This is a genomic window from Friedmanniella luteola (genome assembly GCF_900105065.1).
GTDB classification, from domain to species: domain Bacteria; phylum Actinomycetota; class Actinomycetes; order Propionibacteriales; family Propionibacteriaceae; genus Microlunatus; species Microlunatus luteolus.
In genome coordinates, this window is record NZ_LT629749.1 from 1249199 (window position 1) to 1270084 (window position 20886).

17 protein-coding genes are annotated in these 20886 nt (G+C 74.2%); 11 read left to right on the forward strand and 6 right to left on the reverse strand.

Annotation, left to right across the window (positions count from 1 at the left end):
* Positions 1 to 59: 59 nt before the first annotated feature.
* Both BLT72_RS05950 and BLT72_RS05955 read right to left on the reverse strand, forming a co-directional pair.
* Positions 60 to 539, reverse strand: coding sequence for a metallophosphoesterase family protein (locus BLT72_RS05950; protein ID WP_231930370.1), 480 nt, complete (start codon positions 537 to 539; stop codon positions 60 to 62).
* An 8-nt stretch (positions 540 to 547) separates the two neighbouring features.
* Positions 548 to 1060 carry an EVE domain-containing protein gene (locus BLT72_RS05955; protein WP_157720310.1) on the reverse strand — a complete coding sequence of 171 codons (513 nt, stop codon included), beginning with the start codon at positions 1058 to 1060 and terminating at the stop codon, positions 548 to 550.
* Positions 1061 to 1222: 162 nt separating this feature from the next.
* Here BLT72_RS05955 and malQ point away from each other — a divergent pair, with 162 nt between their 5' ends.
* Positions 1223 to 3349 (forward strand): 4-alpha-glucanotransferase, encoded by a 2127-nt coding sequence (gene malQ, locus BLT72_RS05960; protein ID WP_091411065.1) that lies wholly within the window; start codon positions 1223 to 1225, stop codon positions 3347 to 3349.
* Positions 3350 to 3501: 152 nt separating this feature from the next.
* On the opposite strand, the gene BLT72_RS05965 is transcribed toward malQ, so the two are convergent.
* Positions 3502 to 4053: a hypothetical protein gene (locus BLT72_RS05965; protein WP_091411067.1), complete on the reverse strand. Its 552-nt coding sequence runs from the start codon at positions 4051 to 4053 to the stop codon at positions 3502 to 3504.
* Positions 4054 to 4235: 182 nt separating this feature from the next.
* Here BLT72_RS05965 and BLT72_RS05970 point away from each other — a divergent pair, with 182 nt between their 5' ends.
* From BLT72_RS05970 to BLT72_RS05995, 6 genes are all read left to right on the forward strand, one after another.
* Positions 4236 to 5219 carry a cation diffusion facilitator family transporter gene (locus tag BLT72_RS05970; protein WP_231930371.1) on the forward strand — a complete coding sequence of 328 codons (984 nt, stop codon included), beginning with the start codon at positions 4236 to 4238 and terminating at the stop codon, positions 5217 to 5219.
* A 403-nt stretch (positions 5220 to 5622) separates the two neighbouring features.
* Positions 5623 to 6876, forward strand: coding sequence for a phenylacetate--CoA ligase family protein (locus BLT72_RS05975; protein ID WP_091411069.1), 1254 nt, complete (start codon positions 5623 to 5625; stop codon positions 6874 to 6876).
* A complete protein-coding gene (locus BLT72_RS05980; protein ID WP_091411070.1) occupies positions 6860 to 8014 on the forward strand; it encodes a glycosyltransferase family 4 protein in 1155 nt (384 codons plus the stop codon). Before BLT72_RS05975 ends, BLT72_RS05980 begins: the two co-directional genes overlap by 17 nt.
* Before the next feature lie 128 nt (positions 8015 to 8142).
* Positions 8143 to 9210: a glycosyltransferase gene (locus BLT72_RS05985; RefSeq protein WP_172826030.1), complete on the forward strand. Its 1068-nt coding sequence runs from the start codon at positions 8143 to 8145 to the stop codon at positions 9208 to 9210.
* Positions 9211 to 9541: 331 nt separating this feature from the next.
* The gene (locus tag BLT72_RS05990) at positions 9542 to 10720 is read left to right on the forward strand and encodes a hypothetical protein (protein WP_157720311.1); all 1179 of its coding nucleotides are present in this window, start codon (positions 9542 to 9544) and stop codon (positions 10718 to 10720) included.
* On the forward strand, positions 10713 to 11846 hold the full coding sequence (locus tag BLT72_RS05995; protein WP_091411076.1) for a glycosyltransferase: 1134 nt from the start codon (positions 10713 to 10715) through the stop codon (positions 11844 to 11846). Before BLT72_RS05990 ends, BLT72_RS05995 begins: the two co-directional genes overlap by 8 nt.
* A 39-nt stretch (positions 11847 to 11885) precedes the next feature.
* Here the strand turns inward: BLT72_RS05995 and BLT72_RS06000 are convergent, their stop codons facing one another.
* Positions 11886 to 13190 carry an acyltransferase family protein gene (locus BLT72_RS06000; protein WP_091411078.1) on the reverse strand — a complete coding sequence of 435 codons (1305 nt, stop codon included), beginning with the start codon at positions 13188 to 13190 and terminating at the stop codon, positions 11886 to 11888.
* Between the two features lie 220 nt (positions 13191 to 13410).
* Here BLT72_RS06000 and BLT72_RS06005 point away from each other — a divergent pair, with 220 nt between their 5' ends.
* Together BLT72_RS06005 and BLT72_RS06010 are read left to right on the forward strand one after the other, a co-directional pair.
* Positions 13411 to 14697, forward strand: coding sequence for a hypothetical protein (locus BLT72_RS06005; protein WP_091411080.1), 1287 nt, complete (start codon positions 13411 to 13413; stop codon positions 14695 to 14697).
* Positions 14698 to 14852: 155 nt separating this feature from the next.
* The gene (locus BLT72_RS06010; RefSeq protein ID WP_091411083.1) at positions 14853 to 16508 is read left to right on the forward strand and encodes a hypothetical protein; all 1656 of its coding nucleotides are present in this window, start codon (positions 14853 to 14855) and stop codon (positions 16506 to 16508) included.
* A gap of 45 nt (positions 16509 to 16553) precedes the next feature.
* Here the strand turns inward: BLT72_RS06010 and BLT72_RS06015 are convergent, their stop codons facing one another.
* Together BLT72_RS06015 and BLT72_RS06020 are read right to left on the reverse strand one after the other, a co-directional pair.
* Positions 16554 to 17807, reverse strand: coding sequence for a GNAT family N-acetyltransferase (locus BLT72_RS06015; RefSeq protein WP_091411086.1), 1254 nt, complete (start codon positions 17805 to 17807; stop codon positions 16554 to 16556).
* Positions 17808 to 17984: 177 nt separating this feature from the next.
* Positions 17985 to 18950 (reverse strand): GDP-L-fucose synthase family protein, encoded by a 966-nt coding sequence (locus tag BLT72_RS06020; RefSeq protein ID WP_091411088.1) that lies wholly within the window; start codon positions 18948 to 18950, stop codon positions 17985 to 17987.
* Positions 18951 to 19033: 83 nt separating this feature from the next.
* Here BLT72_RS06020 and gmd point away from each other — a divergent pair, with 83 nt between their 5' ends.
* Together gmd and BLT72_RS06030 are read left to right on the forward strand one after the other, a co-directional pair.
* Entirely contained in the window at positions 19034 to 20047 is a 1014-nt protein-coding gene (gmd, locus tag BLT72_RS06025; protein WP_091411090.1) for a GDP-mannose 4,6-dehydratase, read from the forward strand.
* 153 nt (positions 20048 to 20200) lie between these two features.
* Positions 20201 to 20866: a polysaccharide deacetylase family protein gene (locus BLT72_RS06030; protein ID WP_091411091.1), complete on the forward strand. Its 666-nt coding sequence runs from the start codon at positions 20201 to 20203 to the stop codon at positions 20864 to 20866.
* Positions 20867 to 20886: the final 20 nt, after the last annotated feature.

Sequence of the window (20886 nt, forward strand, 5' to 3'; positions counted from 1 at the left end):
GTCAGAACCGAGGTGACCCCGGGGTCAACCAGGTCCTGACACTCGGTGGATGGCGGTCGTCACGGCAGCTGGACGATGCGGGCGTCGGTGATCCGGCCGTCGGCGAGGTCGAGCAGGCCGAGGGTGCGGTGGGGCTGGCGGCGCTTGTCCGTGGGGGAGCCGGGGTTGAAGATCCGCAGGCCCTCCCCGCTCACGTCCATCGGGATGTGGGAGTGGCCGAAGACCACGAGGTCGGCGGTGGGGAAGCGGCGCCGGAGCCGGCTCGTCCGGCCCTCCTTCTGGCCGCTGTCGTGGACCATCGCGACCTGGACGCCGCCCAGCTCGACCTGCAGCGTCGCCGGCGCGCCCCACGCGGCCACCTCGGCGACGTCGTTGTTGCCCATCACCACGTGGACGGGCGCGTAGCCGGCCAGCAGGTCCAGCACGTCCGGCGTGCACACGTCGCCCGCGTGCAGGACGACGTCAGCCGTCGCCAGGTGCGCGGCCACCGCCGGCGGGCAGCCCTTCCAGTAGCGCGGGGCGTGGGTGTCCGCGAGCACCACCACCCTCACCGCCCGGCTCCCGACGGCTCCGCCGCGGTGGGCGGCCAGCCGGGCAGCAGGTCGGCCAGCCGCGCCAGCTGCTCGGGCGAGACGTAGGACGGGTTGGCGGCGAAGGGCTGCCGCTGCACCTCGAGGTCGGTGATCCCGGCCTCGCGGAGCTCGGCGGCGGGCACGGGCTGCTCGAGGAGGACGACGTCCACCTCGACCCGCGCGCGGACGCCCTGCCGCGACCCCTCGTCGGTCCAGAAGCCGCGTTCGGCGTCGTGCCACGGCTCCGCCGGGGCGATGACGGTGCCCAGCCCCCAGATGCCGCGGGCGAAGCCGCCCCGGCCGTCCCCGGACACCCAGAAGAGCACCCGGTCGCCGGGCTGCATGAGAGCGCTGCGGTAACCGGGCCGGACCGCCCACGACGTCAGCCGTCGCTCGCCCGCGTCGAGGAACCCGCGCAGGTCCCAGACGGCCGGGTTGGCCTTGAGCAGCCAGGCGCCCAGCCCGGCCCGGTCGACGGCGCGCGCCATGCCGCCTCCTCTCGTCGCGACCATCGTCCCAGGCCGCCGCCGCCGGCCCCGGGGCCGGCTCCGCCCACCCGGTGCCGGCGCCCACGCGTATCGCGCCAGATCACGACCGTCGCGCCGATCCCCCGACGCGGCGAGGAGGGAGGACCCGAGAGGATGGTCCTCATGGCCGATCTCGACCCGACCCTGCACGCTCTCGCCGACGCCTTCTCGATCGCCACCGACTACTGGGACTGGCAGGGGCGGCACACCACCGTCTCGCCCACCACCCTGGTGGCGGTGCTCGCCGCGCTGGGCGTCGACGCCTCGACCCCGGAGTCCGCCGCCGCCGCCCTGGCGCAGCAGGAGCTGGCGCCCTGGCGACGGTTGCTGCCCGCCTGCCGTGCGGTGCGGGAGGGTGGGACGGCGACGGTGCCCGTGCACGCCCCGGAGGGCGGCACGCTCGAGCTGTGGGTCGAGCTGGAGGTGGGCGGCCGTCGGGACGTGGCGCTGCCGGCGCAGGCCGGGTCGACCCGTCAGGTCGACGGCCGGCCGGTGGCCGAGCTGGAGGTCGCGCTGCCCGCCGACCTGCCCCTGGGCTACCACCGGCTGTGCGCCCGGACCGGGGCGGCGCAGGCCGAGATGACGCTCATCGTGACCCCGCAGCGGCTGGCCCTGCCGGCGCGGCTGGCCGCCCAGGGCTGGGGCGTCGCCGCCCAGCTCTACTCCGTCCGGTCCCAGCAGTCGTGGGGCGTCGGCGACCTCGCCGACCTCGAGGACCTGGCCGTCTGGGCCGCCGCCGAGCACGGCGCCGACTTCGTGCTGGTCAACCCGCTGCACGCCGCCGAGCCGGTGCCGCCGATGGAGCCCTCGCCGTACCTGCCCACGACGCGCCGCTTCACCAACCCGCTGTACCTGCGCCTGGAGCGGGTCCCCGAGTACGCGACGGCGGCCGACGAGCAGCGCCGGCAGGTCGACGCGCTGCGGGCCGCCGCCCTGCCCCCCGCGCCGGACGGCCAGGGTGCGGCGCCGATCGACCGCAACCGCGCGTGGGCGGCGAAGCGGGCGGCCCTGGAGGTCGTCTTCGACGCGGGCCGCACCCCGGGCCGCGAGCGGGCGTTCCAGGCCTACCGCGCCCGGGAGGGCCGCGGGCTCCAGGACTTCGCGACGTGGGCCGTGCTCGCGGAGCAGCAGGGGACCGAGGTGGGGGGCTGGGACGAGCGGTACCGGCACCCGAGCTCCCCGGCCGTCGCGGAGTTCGCCGCCCGCCACGCGCGGGAGGTGGAGTTCCAGTGCTGGCTGCAGTGGCTGCTGGACGAGCAGCTGGCCGCGGCGCAACAGGCCGGGCTCCGTGCGGGGATGGCTCTCGGGATCATGCACGACCTGGCCGTCGGTGTGCACCCGGCGGGCGCCGACGCCTGGAGCCTGCAGGACGACTACGCCCGCGGGATCACCGTCGGGGCCCCGCCCGACCCCTACAACCAGAACGGCCAGAACTGGAGCCAGCCCCCGTGGCGACCCGACCGGCTCGCCGAGACCGCCTACGCACCGTTCCGGTCGATGGTCTCGACGATCCTGCGGCACGCGGGCGGCATCCGGGTCGACCACGTCATCGGGCTGTTCCGGCTCTGGTGGATCCCCGCCGGCCAGGGCCCCACCGAGGGGACCTACGTGCGCTACGACCACGAGGCGATGATCGGGATCCTGGCGCTGGAGGCGCACCGGGCCGAGGCGCTGGTCGTCGGCGAGGACCTCGGCACCGTCGAGCCGTGGGTCCGCGACCACCTGCGCGACCGGGGGATTCTCGGCACCTCGATCCTGTGGTTCGAGTTCGACTGGGAGGGCGACGGGAAGCCGCTGCCGCCCCAGCGCTGGCGCGAGCTCTGCCTCGCCTCCGTCACCACCCACGACCTCCCGCCGACCGCCGCCTACCTGGCCGGGGACCACGTGCGGCTGCGCGACCGGCTGGGGGTCCTCACCCGTCCGCTGGCCGAGGAGCTCGCCGCTGCCCAGGAGGAGCGGCGGGCCTGGTGCGACGAGCTGGTCCGGGCCGGGCTGATGAGCGAGGGGGCGGGGGAGGAGGAGATGATCGTGGCCCTGCACCGGTTCCTGACCCGTACCCCGTCCCGGCTGCTCTGCGTCGCGCTCACCGACCTCGTCGGCGACCGGCAGGCGCAGAACCAGCCCGGGACGACGGACGAGTACCCCAACTGGCGGGTGCCGCTGACCGGCCCGGCGGGCGACCCGCTGTCGTTGGAGGACGTCCTCACCAGCCCGCGGGCGGCCGGGCTGGCCGAGGTCTTCCACCGCTGAGCCGGGGCCTGGTCTCGCGCCGGGCCGCGCCCGCTCCCCGCCCGAGCCGCTCTCCGCGGCCTGAGCCTGTCGAAGGCCCCTTCGACAGGCTCAGGGAGCGGGTGGCCGCAGCGTGCGGGTGGCCCTTCGACAGGCTCGGGGAACGGGCGGGCTCAGCGGGCGACGTGCACGATCCCCGCGTCGGCGGCCTTCTTGACCGCGTCGGCCTCGGCCTGTGTGAGGGTGCCGGCCTTCACGGCCGCCGCCAGCTTGTCCTCGACGGCCTGGTCGCGGGCCGCGTCGCGCTCGCTGCGGATCTCCGCGAGGGCCTTCGTGACGTCGGCCTCCGGCTGGTCCAGCGCCTTCGCGAGCGCCTTGGCGAGGGCGGCGTCGTCGGGGGCGGCCGGCCTGGTGCCCGGGTCGGGCCGGGTGGCGGGCCGGTTGGCCTCGCGGTAGGCCCGCAGGGCGTCGGAGACCTTCGCCTCGTCGACCCCCAGCTTCGTGGCCAGGGCGGTGGCCAGGTCGCCCTCCCGGTCGCCGTGCCGTCCGCCCGGACCGCCCCGGTGGTCGCCGGGGCGGTCCGGCGTGCCCGTCGAGGGGCTGCTGCTGGCGGACGGCGTGGGGGTGGGCGTCGGGGCGGCGGACGCCAGGCCGGCGACGCCCAGCCCCACGCCGAGGGCGACGGCTCCGGTGGCGGCGGCGACGGTGGTGCGGACTCGGGGCATGCGGGGCTCCTTCGTGGTCACGGCACGCGCGTGGTGCCGGACATCGGGTCGGTGGTCCGACGAGCCTGGACGGCGGACCTGGGCCGTGGCTGGGTCGGACCTGGCAGGACCCTGTCAATCGGGCCGGCTCGGCCCGCGAGGACCGCCGGCCGCGGGTCCAGGACCATCGTTAGGCTTCCGATGTGGCTGATGAGACGTCCCTCGTGGGGGTGACCGGGACCGACCCGGCGGGGGCGTCCTCCGGCGGCGAGAGCCTGAAGACGGTGGTCATCGCCTTCGCGGCCAACCTGGTGATCGCGATCGCCAAGAGCTTCGCGGCCGTGGTGACCGGCTCGGCGTCGATGCTCGCCGAGGCGGCGCACTCGTGGGCCGACACCGGCAACGAGATCTTCCTCCTGGTCGCCGACCGCCGCTCCGGGAAGGGCCGCGACGCCCGGCACCCGATGGGGTACGGCCGGGAGGCCTACGTCTGGTCGATGTTCGCCGCCTTCGGGCTGTTCACCGCCGGCGCCGTCGTCTCGATCTCCCACGGCATCACCGAGCTGCGGAACCCGGAGGAGGCCTCCGACTTCGCCGTCGCCTACGTGGTGCTGGCCCTGTCGTTCGTCCTCGAGGGCGTCTCCTTCACCCAGGCCGTCCTGCAGACCCGCCGGTCGGCCCGACGGCTGGGCCGCAGGTTCTTCGACCACGTCCTCAACACCTCGGTCCCCACGTTGCGGGCGGTGTTCTTCGAGGACGCCGCCGCGCTCCTCGGCATCCTGATCGCCGCCACCGGCGTGGCCCTGCACCAGGTGACCGGGTCCGCGGTGCCGGACGCCGTCGGGTCGATCCTGGTCGGCGTGCTGCTCGGCGTGGTCGCGGTGGTGCTGATCGAGCGCAACCGCCGCTTCCTCGTGGGGGAGAACGTCCGGCCGGAGGTGCGCACCCACGTGCTGGAGCGGTTGCTCCAGCGGACCGACGTCGACCGCGTCACCTACCTGCACCTGGAGTTCCTCGGCCCCAGCCGGCTCTACCTCGTCGCCGCCGTCGACATGGCGGGGGACGACGTCGAGCACCGCCTCGCCGGCCGGCTCCGCCGGCTCGAGCGGCTGCTGGAGGAGGACGACCTGATCGAGGAGGCCGTGCTGACCCTGGCGACGCCCGAGGAGCCGGCGCTGCGGCCGTGAGCACGGGGTGCACCGCACCCGTCCGCCCGGCCCGCAGGAGTTTCCTCAACACGGGCACGCGGGACGGTGCTTCCGATAGGGTGCGGTTGCCCGGCGAGCCCGGACCGGTCGGAGTTCGGGGACGACGTCTGACCGGCGTGGGGATCGCCCTCGAGTGACGGCGTGGTCTACGGGGGGTGCTTCGATTGAGGACGTCGCCTCGGCCCGGCCCAGGGGTCGGTCCAGCGGTGGGCGTCCACCTGCGCTCGTCCCGACGCCGGCGTGACGACACCCGCCGTGTGCCGGCCGCGGGCGACGGACCCGGGGCGCCTCACCCCGCTGGTGGAGGTCCGCGGAGGTGCGGGCAGCCAGACGTCACCGCTCGCCCGGGCACCCCTGCCGGTCGACCGGCGGGTGCACCGCGATGAGCCTGGCCCAGCGGGTGAGGTCGTCGAGCAGCGCTCGACGGCTCTTCCCGCTGTACGGCTCGTACCGCCGGCTCTGCGCGCAGGCCGACGAGATGGACCGCGAGGAGCGGCTGGAGTTCCGGGCCGGGCAGCTGCGGCGCCTGACCCGGCTGGCCGAGCGCTGCGGCCTGCCCGCGGACGCCATCAGCACGAAGGCTGATCTCCGGGGGGACCCGGCGAGGTACCGGCGGCTGGTCCCGGGGCCCGTGTCCAGGGCGGCCACCGGAGGCACGACGGGGGTACCGCTCCACGTGGAGCGGTCGCTCGCGAACGTCGTGTTCGAGCAGGCGACCATCGACCACGTCATCGACCGGTGCGGCGTCGACGCCCGCTCCGCGCGCGTGGCGGTGTTCAGGGGCGACAACATCAAGCCACCCGACGACCAGACCAGCCCCTTCTGGCGTGACGACGGCCCGAGCCGCCGGGTGTTCTCCACCATCCACCTCAACCGGAGGAACGCCCCGCAGATCGGGGTCGCGCTCGCCGAGTTCCGACCGGACATCCTGGCCTGCTACCCCTCGTCCCTGGCCCTCCTGCTCGAGTACGTGCGGAACGGTCTGGTGGACGTCACCCCGAGGCTGGTCGTCACCTCGTCCGAGCACGTGCCCACCTCGGTCTTCGCCGACGTGCTCTCCGTCCTGGGCTGCCCGCTGCTCGACTACTACGGTCAGGCCGAACGCGTCTGCTTCGCCAGCGCGGACCAGTACGGCCGGTACCGGTTCCGGCACGAGTACGGGGCCGTCCGGCTGGACCGGCGTGCCGGGGAGCACCACGTCCTGGGCACGCCGTTCCACAACAGCCGGCAGCTGTTCTACCGCTACGACACCGGTGACACTACGGCCGGCACCGCGGCGATGGCCGACCAGGACCTGCGCCTCGTCGAACTGGGGTTGCTCACCTTCGACGGGATCGGCGGACGGTCCGGGCAGAACATGGAGCTCCCGGACGGTCGCTGGATCATGGGGTTCAGCCAGATCGCGCGCAGCGTCCCGGGCATGAACTCGGTCCAGTTCGTCCGCACCGGCGACTGGTCCATCGACGTGCTGGTCGTGAAGGGATCCGCCTTCTCCCCGAGCTCGCTCGAGGCGGTGGCCAAGAACCTGACGTTGAAGATCCCGTCGGACATCGAGTGGCGCTTCACGTTCGCGGACGCGCCGCTGCGCAGTGGATCCGGCAAGGCGCTCGTGTACAACGATGCCCGGGCGAGGTGACCCCGTCGACCCGTCGCTGAGGGTCGTGGTGGCCGCGCCGCTGGGTCGCGGGGGCGCGGGCGGCATCGACCGCCTGATGGACAGCATCGCGGACCGCCAGGAGGTCCTCGGTCCCGGCGGGGTGGTGACGACCTTCCGTCCGACGCGCGGTCAGGGCCCGATCGTGTGGGCGCCCGTCGTCCTCCTGCGCTTCCTCGTGCGGCTCGTGGTGGACAGGTCGCGAGGACGGGTGGACCTCCTCCACATCAACCTCGCCAGTCATGGCAGCACCTACCGCAAGCTGGTCGTCGCCCGCGTGGCCCGCTCCCTGGGCATCCCGTACCTCATCCACCTGCACGGCGCCCGGTTCCACCACTTCCTGGGCGGCGCCCCGTCGTTCGTCAGGCGACGGGTCCGCCTGATGTTCGCCGGTGCTGCCCGGGTGGTGGTGCTCGGGGAGGTCTGGAGGTGCTTCGTGGCCGAGGAGATGCCCGAGGTGGCCGGACGCGTCGTCGTCCTGCCCAACGCGACGCCGACGCCGACGCTGGCCCACGTGCCGAGCCGGACGGTGCGCTTCCTCTTCCTCGGCCGGATCGGCGAGCGCAAGGGCGTGCCCCAGCTGCTTGAGGCGTTGGGGCGGCTGCCGCGCGAGAGCGGCTGGCGGGCGACCATCGCGGGTGACGGCGACCTGAGCACCGCGCGGGCCCGCGTCGTCGAGCTGGGGTTGCAGGAGCGGGTCGAGCTGCCCGGCTGGGTCGGGCCCGACGCGGTCGCCAGCCTCCTCGCGGCCTCCGACGTGCTCGTGCTCGCCTCCTACGACGAGAACCTCCCGATGTCGGTGATCGAGGCGATGGCCGCCGGGCTCGCGGTGGTGACCACGCCCGTCGGGGCGACCCGGGACCTCGTCGTCGACGGCGAGACGGGGTTGCTGGTCCCACCCGGCGACGTCGGGGCGCTGACGGCCGCCCTGCAGCGGCTGCTCGACGACCCTGCGCTGCGCCGACGGTTGGGCGCGGCCGCGCAGACGGACCACGCCGAGCGCCTCGAGATCGGCCAGTACGTCGCGCGGCTCGAGGCGCTGTGGCGTGAGGTGGCCGAGGGGGGCCAGGAGCGACCGCGCCGGGCGCGCAGGCGTCGTGCGGTCGGCCACGGCGCGTGAGCGACGACCGCGCGGCTGGCCCTGCCCGGGAGCCAGCGCGAGGAGGCCCGGGGCCCAGCGGGCGCACGCGCCTCCGCGTGGTGGTCGTCGGGCCCCCGATCTCGGCGAGCGGGGGCATCGGCCGCCTGATGGCCGCCACGCTGGAGGAGCTCCACCCCGACGACGTGCAGGTCCGGGTGCTCGACACGCGGGGCCTCGGCTCGAGTCCGTGGTCCTCCGTGCTGCCGCTGCTGCGGTCCTGCCTCGTCCTCCTGGGCCTGGCGGCGAGGGGTGAGGTCGACGTCGCGCACGTCAACGTCTCCTCATGCGGGAGCGCCATCCGGAAGGGCCTGGTCGTGCGCACCTGCCGCCTGGCCCGGGTCCCGGTCGTCCTGCACCTGCACGCCAGCAACTTCCCCGCCTTCTTCGGGTCCCTTCCCGGAGGCTCCCAGAACTGGGTCCGCACCACCTTCCGGCTCGCCGTCCGGGTCGTCGTCCTCGGGCAGGCGGGACGCTCGTACGTCGAGGACGTGCTCGCGGTGGCGCCCGCCGACGTCACGGTGCTGGCCAACGCGACCGGTCCGGCCGCCACGCGGGGGTCGGCCAGGCCTCCGGGCACGCCTCTGCGCATCCTCTTCCTCGGTCGGCTGGGTGCCCGCAAGGGGGTTCCGGAGCTCCTCCGAGCGCTCGCGGACCCCCGGCTCCGTGACCGGCCCTGGCGCGCCGTCCTCGCCGGGGACGGCGACGTCGCGGCCTTCCGGGCCCGGGCGGCGGAGCTCGGACTGCAGGGTCGGGTCGAGTTCCCGGGCTGGGTCGGGAGGGACGCGGTGGCCCGGTACCTGGCGGCGGCCCACCTCGTGGTGCTGCCGTCGCACGCCGAGGGCATGCCGTTGTCGGTGCTCGAGGCCTTCGCGGCGGGCGTCCCCGTGGTCTGCACACCGGTGGGGAGCCTGCCGGAGATCGCCGTCGACGGGGTGAACAGCCTGCTGGTGCCCGTCGGGGAGGCCGGGTCGCTCGCCGAGGCGATCCTCCGGTTGGCGGAGGACGAGGACCTCCGTGCGCGCCTGGGAACCGCCGCGCTGACCACCTGGGGGCGGGGGCACACCATCGCTGACTACGCGCTGAGACTGACCCGGGAGTGGCGGGCCGTGGCGCGGGTCGTCCCCGTCACCGACGACGCCGGCGCCCGTGCCCCGGTCCGCCCCGCACGACAATGACGATTACCGCACGCGCCCACCGGCCACGACCTAGATTTGCCAGATGCTGACAGTCGACGCGGGCTGGCGTCCCGACGACCGGCCGGGGCCCGGGCAGCAGGGGACCCAGCCGGGCTGCCCACGCCCGTGACAGCGGGACGTCGCTCGTCGCGCCCTGCCGTGGGGGGCCGGACCGCGGGTCGGGACGGGGGCGACCGCGGCAGCGCCGCACGGGCCCCCGGAACGGGGAGGCGGTGACGACGTCGTGACCGCCCTCACCACGCAGACCGACGTCCCACCCGGTCCTGCGGGCGGGCCCCTGCCGCACCGGGAGCGCCTTCCCCTGCTCCTCATGGCCGTCATCGCGGTGCTGACCGCCGCCCCGGTGATCAGCGGCAAGCTCCAGGCGCTCGGCGTGGCCTGCGTCCTGCTGCTGCCCTTCGTCCCGAGGGCGGTCCTGCGGGACCGGCTCGTGCAGCTCCTGTGCCTCACCCTCGCGCTCTGGGGGGCCGGCCAGCTCGTCTCGGACGAGTGGAACGGCCTCGGACCACGGTTGAGCCGGCACTTCATCAGTGCGATGGCCATGCTCTGCATCGTCCCCGTGCTGGTCTTCCTGGCCCGGGGTGACTTCCGCCGCATGCGCGCGGTCATCGCCGGGGTGGCCGCCGGTCTGGTGCTCGAGACCCTGCTGGTGGAGCACGCGTCCATCACGTCGACCATCAGCTGGAAGTTCGGGCTCAACAGCCCTGTCGCCATCTTCGTGCTGGCTCTGACCGATCTCGCCTGGCACCGCGGCCGACGGCTGCCCTCCGTCGTGGCCCTGGTCTTCATCTGCCTGGTCGGCGTCGCCACCGACCACCGGCACCTGGCCGGGGTCGCCCTCCTGACGGCGATCGTGCTCCTCGTCCGGAACCGGCAGCGGCACCCGAGGACCATCTCCGTGCTGGCCGGTCTGACCCTGCTGCTGGCCGCCCTCAGCGGAGCGTTCATCCAGGGTTCCGAGGCCGGCGTCCTCGGGGAGCGTTCCGGGGGGCAGATCGCCAAGTTCGGCGGCACCCCGCAGTCGATCTTCGTCAACGTCCGTCCCGAACCCTTCCAGGAGTTCTACCTCTTCACCCAGCGTCCGACCCTCGGCTGGGGCTCCCTCCCGCGGGTGGACTCCGCGGCCTACCTCGGGTCCAAGGAGTTCCTCCGCCAGCTGGGCGTGGTGCGTCAGGACCTCGACGACATCTGGCTGCACCTGGACGTCCCCGGGGTGTCGTCGCACTCGCAGGCCATGGACAGCCTGGCCCGCGGCGGCCTCAGCGCCGCACCCTTCTGGCTGCTCCTCCTGGGGTTGGCGATGCTCGTGGGCACCCAGGCCATCAGGTTCCGATCCAGCCCGCTGGTCGTGCTGTGGACGATCCTCGTCCTGTGGGACGCGATCTGCTCCCCCCTGTCCGGTCTCTCCCACATCGAGCTGGGGGCCTACATGGCCTTGGCGGTCACGAGCCTCCGGCACGCTCCTCCGACCGTGCCCCGCGTTGACTAGCCGGCGCCGGCACGTCGCGGTCGTCGTCCCCTCGCTCACCCGGGGGGGTGCCGAGCGCGTGGCCGAGACCCTCGCCCACCAGTTCGCCCGCACGTGCCGGGTGACGGTGGTGACGATGGAGCCGCGGCTGACCCCCCGGGAGCTCCGGGCGACGGACGCCCCGCCGTGGACGGGCAGGATCCCCGCCGGCTGCCACCACGTGCACCTGCCGGCCGCGGGCTCCGGCCTGCCGCGGCTGGCGACGCTCGTGGTCCGCTTCGCCCTGCTGGCGCGACGCGAGGAGTTCGACGCCGTCTACTCGTTCCTGATGTGGACGAACGTCCTGGTCACCCTCGCCAAGCTGCTGGGTGGCCGGTACGCCCACGTCGCGAGCGAGCACGCGATGGCCGACACCCTCCGCGGCGACCGCCCTCGGCTCCTCAGCGTCGCCACGACCCTGCCCGTCGTCTACCGTCGCCCCGACTGGATCGTCGTGGTCTCGGATGCCGCCCGCGCCAGCCTCGGGTCCGCCGGGTTGCTGCCCCGCCCGGGCCGCGCCGTCACCATCCCGAACCCGGTGGACGGCGAGGAGATCCGGAGGCTGGCCGCCGCGCCGTGCGACCTGCCCGAGCCGGCAGCCGACCGGGTGGTGCTGGTCTGCGTGGGGAGGCTGCACGAGCACAAGGACCACCGCACCCTCCTCCGCGCCATGACGCGCCTCCCGGAGGGCTACTGCCTCGTGCTCGTCGGCGACGGTCCGCTCCGCGACGAGCTGGCGCAGGACGTCGACCGGCTGGGGCTCGGAGGTCGCGTGACCTTCACCGGCGTCCTCCTGAACCCCTACCCCCTGATGCGTCGCGCGGACGTCGTCGTCCTGCCGTCGAAGCAGGAGGGGTTCGGTCTCATCGCGGCCGAGGCCGCGGCCCTGGGTCGACCCTTCGTCGGTTCGGCGGTGGGGGGGCTCGCCGAGCTGTGCGCGCTGCTGGGGCAGCCGACCGTCGAGGTCGGCGACGACGCAGGCCTGGCGGCGACGATCGTGAGGCTGGCGTCCGAGCCGTCGGCCGGTGGGACGGCGAGCGCCCTGGTCGACAGCGCCTTCGACCCGGCCGCCATCGCCGCGCGCTACCTGCGCCTCACGTCGGGGTGAGGACGGGCACCGCGTCCCGGGACGGCACGACGGGTGGCGTCAGCGCCGGTGCTCGTCGACGAGCGGTGCCGCCGCACCGCTGAGCCCCGTCCGCGGAGCCGGCGGCCCGGGGACACCGAGCGGCGCCACGGGCCGCGCGGGGAGGGGCGCCCGGGACGCCTCCGCCGTGGGCCGGGGGAGTCCGCGGCCCGGGAGCTCGGCGTCGGTGCGGTGCAGGCGAGCGCGGAGGTGCTCGAACGGCACCTCGAGGACGCGGTAGACCACGATCCCGCACACCACGCCGGCCAGGATGTAGAGCGGGGCGGTCGACGGCCTCACCTCGACGCCGAGGGCCGCGTCCAGGGCGAAGTCGACGGCATGGTGCACGAGGTAGAGGCTGTAGCTGGCGAGCCCGATCAGCCGCACCGGTCCCCACCGCGCGACCCGGGTCACGGCCGCCTGCAGGCGGCCGCGGGCGAGCAGCCCGAACAGGATGAAGGCCGAAGCGCTCAGGCTCTGGATCGTGTAGCGGATGGTGTCGCGGAACCACTCCTCCCGGACGAGCAGGCTCGCGACGAACAGGGTCGCGGCCAGGACCGGTGTGGAGGGGTGCTGCACGACGGCGCGCAGGCGGGGGAGGCGCCTCCCGTCCTGCTGCCACACGACGTAGACGACGGCGACGAGGATCCCCCACCCGAGCGACTCCATCCGGGTGTCGGTGCCGTAGTTGATGCGGTCGGCGCCGTCGCCCGGGGCGAGGCTGACCAGCACGCGGGACAGCGAGGAGGCGACGATGGCGACCACCCCGAAGAGCGCCGCGCTCCGCACGAAGTGGCGCGTTCTCGAGGCGAGCACCCAGTAGACGGCGAAGACGATGTAGAACTGCTCCTCGACCGAGAGGCTCCAGAGCACCGCGCTGCCGGGCAGCACGCCACCGGCGTCGTAGCCGTAGAGGTGCACCCAGTTGTAGGAGAAGAAGATCTGGGAGGCCACGGCGCCCGGGGCCACCGGCCCGCCCAGAGCGGCGTAGACGGCCGTCGGGAGGAGGATGATCACCAGCAGCGGCGGGCCGATCTTGAGCACCCGACGCAGGTAGAACCTCCGAGGGCTGAACCCACCGGTGGACAGGCGTTCCCGGATGACGAGGTAGGTGATGATGAAGCCCGAGATCACCAGGAACACCGTCACCCCGGCGCCGCCCGGGACCACGGCCTGCAGACCCGCGTGCGACACCACGACGAGCATCACCGCGAACGCCCGGAGGGCGTCCACGTGGGCGAAACGGCTGCTGGCCGTCCCCAGCTGCCACCAGCTGCGGAGCCGGCCGCGGTGGTGGGCGGCCAGGTCAGGAGCGTGGGGCGCCACAGCAGGACCCTAGTGGAAGCCTCGTGGCGCGGGGCGTTCCGCGCGCAACCGGTCGGGGAGCTCGGGAGCGTGGCCGAGCGGCCGGTCCTGCGGGTCGGGCGGGCGCGGGCGAGGGTCAGCCGGGGGCCGCGCAGATGCGGCAAACGCCGGGCGCGGCGCCCGGAACTCGCTATCCTGCTCGAAGGTCCCGGGGCGAGACCGACGCATCGAGGTGGATCCGTTGCTTCTCAGCAGAGCGCGTCTGTGCACACTCGCCGCCGTCCTCGTCGCGGCCGGGATCAGCGGGATCCCGGCTGACGCCGCCACCACCCAGGCCAGCACCTGCGTCGACGCAGCGGGCCGGGCCTGGATGTCCAAGGTGGTCTGGGGTGAGGAGTACACCGACGGCTCGGGCCTCCGACGTCTCCGCCTGGTGTCAGCCGGCTGGACCACCGCCGGGCACCGGGTGCCGACCCACGCGGTGGTGCGGACCTACAGCGGCGCCCGGGCCCAGGTGCAGGAGCTGGCCTGGAGCGGCTCGTTCGACTACCGCGGCGCCGGCCGGTGGCGCAGCGTGAAGCCCGTGAACCCCGCTGCGGCGCCGGGCATCTCCAAGGTGACGCTGAGCCTGGGTCAGGACGGCAGTGGCGAGGGAGGCTGCACGACGACGTTCCGGCACCCGGTGCTCGAGCAGGTGGACCCGTCCGCGGCCAAGTGGTGGAGCGCCGACCTGACCGGCATCCCCGTCGGTCCGATGAACTGCGACAAGTACGCCTCCACCGCCACCGTCCTCGCCCTCCGGAAGCAGTGGAACCACTGGGACAACTGCGGCGGCACCGTGGTCAGCCCGGCCGCCGAGGGCCTACCGGCTCCTCCGGGCAGCCGGGGCCCCGTCGTGCGGTGGCGCAAACCGGCCGGCGACCCCAACGTCTACCAGAAGCTCAACCGGACCTTCACCAGGGCCAACTGGCCGGTCGGGGGGACCGACGACACGACCAGCGGATCACCGCCCGACGTGTCCGCGCGCTACCAGGCCTACCTCTACATCCCCTCCGACGACTTCGTCCTGAACCCCGAGCACGGCTGGGCGCAGCTCCTGCAGTTCAAGGAGGACTACACCGACGCGAGCGGTCGGTGGCACCAGGACCCCCTGTGGGCCATGGGCGTCCACAACTTCTCGGGCACGTTGCAGGGTGGGCTCTGGCCGCACGACAAGAGGACGTTCGACCTGGCGAGCTACATGGACCGCTGGGTGCAGTGGGAGTTCCGCCTCTACCAGGGCGACCGGGACGACACGGGCCGCGGGGGGCGGATCGAGCTGTGGGCCGACGGCGAGCTGCTCGACACCGGGTACGAGTCGGAGGGCCACGTCGGCTCGGCGGCGCGGTCACCCCTGTCCCGGGCGCGGGCCTGGGTGTGGATCGCGGGTCCCTACACCTCCAACCAGACGACGAACGGGGTCCCGGACTACCGGCGGACCCACGTGACCACCTACGTGGGACCGTCGAGGATCCTCCCCCTGGCGTGACCAGCTCGAGCCGGAGGCCCTCGCGGGGAGATCGCGCTGCGGCCGGCGCCGGGAAGGCCCGACCGGCCTTCCCCGACCGGGCGGACGGGTCAGGACGGGCGCGTGCGGGCGCCCGCCCCTGGTCGGAGCCCGGTCGCGAGCAGCGCCAGCCCGTCGTGCCGACGTCGTCCGGTCCGGGCCGGGCCGCGCCGGGGCCGGTCGTCCCGGCGGGCTTCGTGGTGCTCGGCCTGCTGTACCCGGCCGTGCTCGGCGCCGTCGCCCTCGCCGGGTCGATCGGACGGGTGCGGCAGGACTTCTCCGACGACGCCTACTACTACGCGCTGATCGCGCACCACCTGGTGACCGGCAGCGGCTCCACCTTCGGCGGGCTGGTGCCGACCAACGGGTACCAACCCCTCTGGCAGCTGCTCCTCCTGCCCGTCGCCGCCGTCGCGTCGGGTGACCGGCAGCTCCGGCTCACCTTCGTCCTCGCGGGGGTCCTCTTCTCCTGCTTCGTGGTGCTCGCCTGGAAGTTCGCCGACGGCCTCGGCGCCAGGACCGAGGGGCTCTACGCGGCCGGGTACGCGACCGCCGTCGGTGGCCTGTTCGGCAACCAGGTCTACAACGGCATGGAGTTCGCCCTCGTGACCCCGGCCGCCATGCTGGTGGTCCTCCTGCTGCTGCGGTCACCGGAGCACCTCGGCCAGGGACGGCGCGAGGCCGTCCGCCACGGCGCCCTGCTGGGGCTGGCGGGTCTGGTCCTGGTCCTCAGCCGGCTCGACGCCGTCGCCCTCCTCCTGGCCTCCGGGGTCGTGGTCCTCGCGCGACGGCGCGACCGGGACCTGAGGTGCGCGTGGCTCACCACGGCCCTCGTCGTCGTCGCGGGGCTCGTGGCCTACGGCGCCTGGAACCAGGTGCACTTCGGGACGCCCGTCCCGGTGTCGGGTCTGGCCAAAGCGCTCGGAGGCGCAACCCCGGAGTCGGCGGTCTCGGTGTTCCGCAGCTACCTCAGCTTCGGCGACGCCGGGCCGCTGACCTCCCTGTGGCTGGGGCTGCAGGCCGTCCTCGTCACCGCGGTGGCCCTCGGGCTGCTGCGCCGCACCGGGGGAGCGGCACCGCTCTTCAGCGCGCCGCAGGACGCCGCGTTGTCCGGCATCCTCCAGGCGCTCGCCCTGGCGCAGCTCCTGCAGCTGGGCTACTACGCCGCGACCTCGAGCTGGCACCTCTGGGAGTGGTACTACTACTACGTCCCGCTGCAGTTCACGGTGGCCGGCCTGGTCGTGCTCCGGGCGGTCCTCCGGGCTCGCTGGTCGGGGGTGCTCAGCAGGCCGGTCGTCCCGGTCGGCGCCGCGTGCCTGGCCGCCGCGGTGGGGGTGGGCTTGTTCGTGCTCGACGACCCCCGGACGTCCTGGACCACCAGCAGCACCGGGGTCGGGGCCTGGATCGACCAGCACACCGCTCCGGACGCGGTGATCGCGGTGGGAGACCGGGCGGGTGGGCTCGTCTGGGCCAGCCGGCGGCGAGCCGTGCAGCTGGAAGGTCTGGTGGAGGACGACAGGTACCTCTCCGTCCTCCGCAGCCGCACGATCGCGCAGCACCTGAGCGAGCAGTCGGTCGACTACTACGTGCGCGGCGACACCCTCGGCGACCCGGCGGGCGCCACCCCGCTGCCCGGGCGGCCCGGCTGCTGGTCCTTCGTGGAACCCCGGCAGGGTCAGGGACCGAAGTCGTCCGTCGTCGCCTGCGACGGCGACCTCGTGCACAGCGCGGCCCAGGACGACGGATCGGTCTGGCGGGTGTGGATCTTCCGGCCCGAGCTGCAGGTCCCCTGACGGCTCGCCGCGAGCCCGGTGGGCCCCTCCCGGGCGCCCTCCCCGCTACGGAGGCCGGGGCCCGTCGACCCCGGCTGCGAGGACCGAGCCGGGCGTCCCCGAGCCGGACGTCCCCGGGCCGGGGCCTCCTCGGCCGGACGCACGGTCGGCCGCGCGCCGGCGGTACCGCTGCCTGGCCTCGACCAGCCAGGGGGCGTGCTCGCCCGCCGCGACGACGAGACGAGCCCGTGACCGCACGCCGAGCGCGTAGGCGAGGCCCCGGGGCGCCGACGGGCGGACGAGCAGCAGGCGGCTGTTGACCGCCGCGACCGCGTGCCACCGCTCCTTGTAGGACTCGCGTCCGCGCAGCATGCTGTAGGTCGAGCAGCCGCGGCCCCGTGCTCGCTCGAGGTCGGCGCGGACGACGTAGGTGGAGAAGTCCATGCGCCGGTAGAGCTCGGGTGCCACCCCGAGCAGGTAGCCGCCGATGAGGTCGTGGCCGACCAGGACGACCTGGCCGGCCAGCTCCTGGCCGTCGAGCTGGTAGCGGACGACCGCGGCCTGGCCCTGGTCCACCATCACGGTCAGGGCCTCGGCGAGGTGCTGGGCGAACCGGGGCCGCTGGTGCTCCGGGTTGCCACCCCGGCCCTCCCACTGCAGGGCGTGCAGCTGCAGCAGTCTCGGCACCGCTTCCGCGACCTCGGGCGAGGGCACGTCGGCCACGACGAGACCGAGCTCGTCGCTGCGCCTCAGCACCCGGCGCACCTCGCGGGCACGCTTGGTGGGGAGCGTGAGCAGCAGCTCGGAGAAGTCGGTCACGGGCAGCTCCATGCACGCGGACGACTCCTGTCGTCGCACCCGGCCCGGCCAGAGCCCCGCCAGCAGCTCCGCGGCAGCGCCGCCCCTCACCTCGGGGAGGTCCAGGACGTCCCAGCCCGCGACCGCGTCGAGCGCGTCGACCAGCCCCGACAGGTAGGCCGACGCCTCGTCGCGCCCGCGGGCCTCCTCGACCAGGACGTCGGTGAAGTCGGAGATGGCCCCGCCGAGCGGGGCCAGGACCCGGACGGGGCCGCGGTTCACCAGGTGGAGCGGAGCGGCCGCGACCAGGCGGCCCTGGGACCGCACCAGCACCACGCGCAGCCGGCCGGGCTCACCGTAGGCCCGCCACCAGGCCACCAGCCAGGCGTGCGTCTGGAAGGGCGTGGCCCGGGGGGCCGACCCGTACAGCCGGTCCCACTCCTGCGCCAGGAGGCCGAAGGCGCGGGCGTCCCGCACGACCTCGGTCTCCAACCCCAGCGCTGCGGTGGCCGGCTGGCTCACGGGCACTCCTCGCTCACGGACGGCCCCGGCAGGGGAAGCCTGGCTGTGTCACGGCGGTCAGCCCGCTCAGGCGACCGAGGCTAGCGAAGACCCGGACCGTCCGAGCGGAGAACAGCAGATCGGCAGACCGCGGCACGCCGCGGCACGCCGCGGCACGCCGCGACCGGTGCGGCCTCCCTAGGCGGCGCGGAGCGTCCCGGCGTCCAGCTGCTGCCGGTACCAGGCGTAGGTCTGCTCCAGCCCCTCGCGGAGCCCGATCCGGGCCTGCCAGCCCAGTGCGTGGAGCTTGCCCACGTCGAGCAGCTTGCGCGGGGTCCCGTCCGGCTTGCTGGTGTCGAACTCCAGCCGTCCCTCGAACCCGACGACGAGGGCCACCAGCTCGGCCAGCTCGCGGATCGACAGGTCGGTGCCCGTGCCGACGTTGACCGGCTCCGGGGCGTCGTAGTGCTCCAGCAGGAACAGGCAGGCTCGGGCGAGGTCGTCCACGTGCAGGAACTCGCGGCGCGGCGTCCCCGTCCCCCACACGACGACGCGGTCGGCGCCCGACGCCTTGGCCTCGTGGATCCGGCGGATCAGACCCGGCAGGACATGGGAGTTCTGGGGGTGGAAGTTGTCACCCGGACCGTAGAGGTTGGTCGGCATCGCGGAGATGTAGTGCAGCGCGTGCTGCCGCCGCAGGGCCTGCACCTGGAGCACGCCGGCGATCTTGGCGATGGCGTAGGCGTCGTTCGTCGGCTCGAGCAGCCCGGTCAGCAGGCTGTCCTCGCGGATGGGCTGCGAGGCCAGCTTGGGGTAGATGCAGCTCGAGCCGAGGAACAGCAGCCTGGTCGTCCCGTGGCGGGCCGCCATGTCGAGGACGTTCACCTGCATGCGCAGGTTGTCGGAGATGAAGTCGGCCGGGTAGGTGCTGTTGGCGATGATCCCGCCGACCCGCGCCGCGGCCATCACGACTGTGGCCGGCCGCCGGACCGCGAAGAAGGCCTCCACGGCGTCGCGGTCCCGCAGGTCGAGGTCGGCCGAGCTCGCCGTCAGCAGGGAGGTGAACCCGGCATCGGCCAGGTGGCGGAGGACCGCGCCGCCCACCAGCCCGCCGTGCCCGGCCACGTAGGTGGGGGCGTCCCTGGCCAGCGCGGAGGTCGGCATGAACGGCTCCTGTCCCGGGTGTCGCGCCCTATGCTAACGCCACCCGGGCGACCGCACAGGTGCGAGCAGCGAAGGAGGCAGGCGTGGGCAGATCGGCGCTGATCACCGGTATCACCGGGCAGGACGGGTCCTACCTGGCGGAGCTGCTGCTGAGCAAGGGCTACGAGGTGCACGGGCTCATCCGGCGGTCCTCCACCTTCAACACCGAGCGTCTGGACGCCATCTACCAGGACCCGCACGCGAGCGACCGCCGGCTCTTCCTGCACTACGGGGACCTCACCGACGGCGTCACCCTGATCAACGTGCTCCGCGACGTCAACCCGGACGAGGTGTACAACCTCGGGGCCCAGTCCCACGTCCGGGTCTCCTTCGACCAGCCGGTCTTCACCGGCGACGTGACCGGCGTCGCGGCCATGCGGCTGCTCGAGGCCGTGCACGCCGCCGGGGTGCGGACCAAGATCTACCAGGCGTCCTCCTCGGAGATGTTCGGTGCGAGCCCGCCGCCGCAGGACGAGAACACCACCTTCCACCCCCGGAGCCCCTACGGGGTGGCCAAGCTCTACGCGTACTGGGCGACCCGGAACTACCGGGAGGCCTACGGCATCTACGCCGTGAACGGCATCCTGTTCAACCACGAGTCGCCGCGGCGCGGGGCCACCTTCGTCACCCGGAAGGTGACCAGGGCGGTCGCCCGCATCCAGGCGGGCCTCCAGGACAAGCTGTACATGGGCAACCTCGACGCCGTGCGCGACTGGGGCTACGCCCCGGAGTTCGTCGAGGGGATGTGGCGGATGATGCAGGCCCCGGAGCCGCAGGACTACGTGCTGGCGACGGGGACGGCGCACACGGTCCGCGACTTCGTCCAGCTGGCGTTCGGGCACGCCGGCCTCGACTGGGAGAAGTACGTCGAGCACGACCAGCGCTACGAGCGGCCCACGGAGGTCGACGCGCTGATCGGGGACTACTCGAAGGCCAAGCGGGACCTCGGCTGGGAGCCGCAGGTGCACACCCCCGACCTGGTGAAGATCATGGTCGACGCCGACATCAAGCTCCTCGACGACGAGCGCTCGGGGCGGCTCGTCCGCGTCGATGTCTGAGCGGCGAGCGGCCGGCAGCGGGCGGGGTGACCCCGGCCCGGGAGCGGCGGGCCGCGGGTGAGGACGCGCTACGTGGCGGGCCGCCCGGGGACCGGGGGCACCACCCGCCGGGGCAGGACGTTCACGAGGCTCACCAGGTCGCGGCCGGTCCTGATGTACCACGGGGTCGGCCGGGTCGGCGTGGACCCCTTCGCCCTCTTCGTGCCGCCCGACCGCTTCGCCGAGCAGATGCGGACGCTGCGGCGCGTGGGTCTGCGGGGCGTCTCGCTCGGCGAGCTCGGGGACGCGGCGGCCCGCGGCGACGCGGACGGTCTCGTGGGCCTGACCTTCGACGACGGCTACCGGGACGTCCGGACCTGGGCCGCTCCGGTCCTGGAGCAGTGCGGGTTCACGGCCACCGTCTTCGTCGTGTCCGGTCTGCTGGACGGCGAGAACGTCTGGGACCCGCCCCCCCGCCGTCAGCTCGTCGACGCCGCCGACCTGCGCGACCTCGCCGCTCGGGGGTGGGAGATCGGGTCCCACAGCGTGACCCACGCCCGCCTCACCGAGGTGGACCCCGGCCGCCTGCAGCACGAGGTGGCCGCCAGCCGGGCGGCGCTGAGCGAGCTCATGGGCGTCGAGGCACGGTCCTTCTGCTACCCCTACGGCGCGGTGGACGGCGCGGCCGTCGACGCGGTCCGCGCGGCCGGCTACACCTACGCCTGTGCGGTGACCCGGGTCGCGGGACTGCCCACCATCCTCGCCACGCCACGGATCGGGGTGACCGGACGGGACCGGGGGCTGCGGCTCGCGGCGAAGCTCGTCCTCCGGGGGCGCTGACCCGCCGCGGTCGCAGGTCG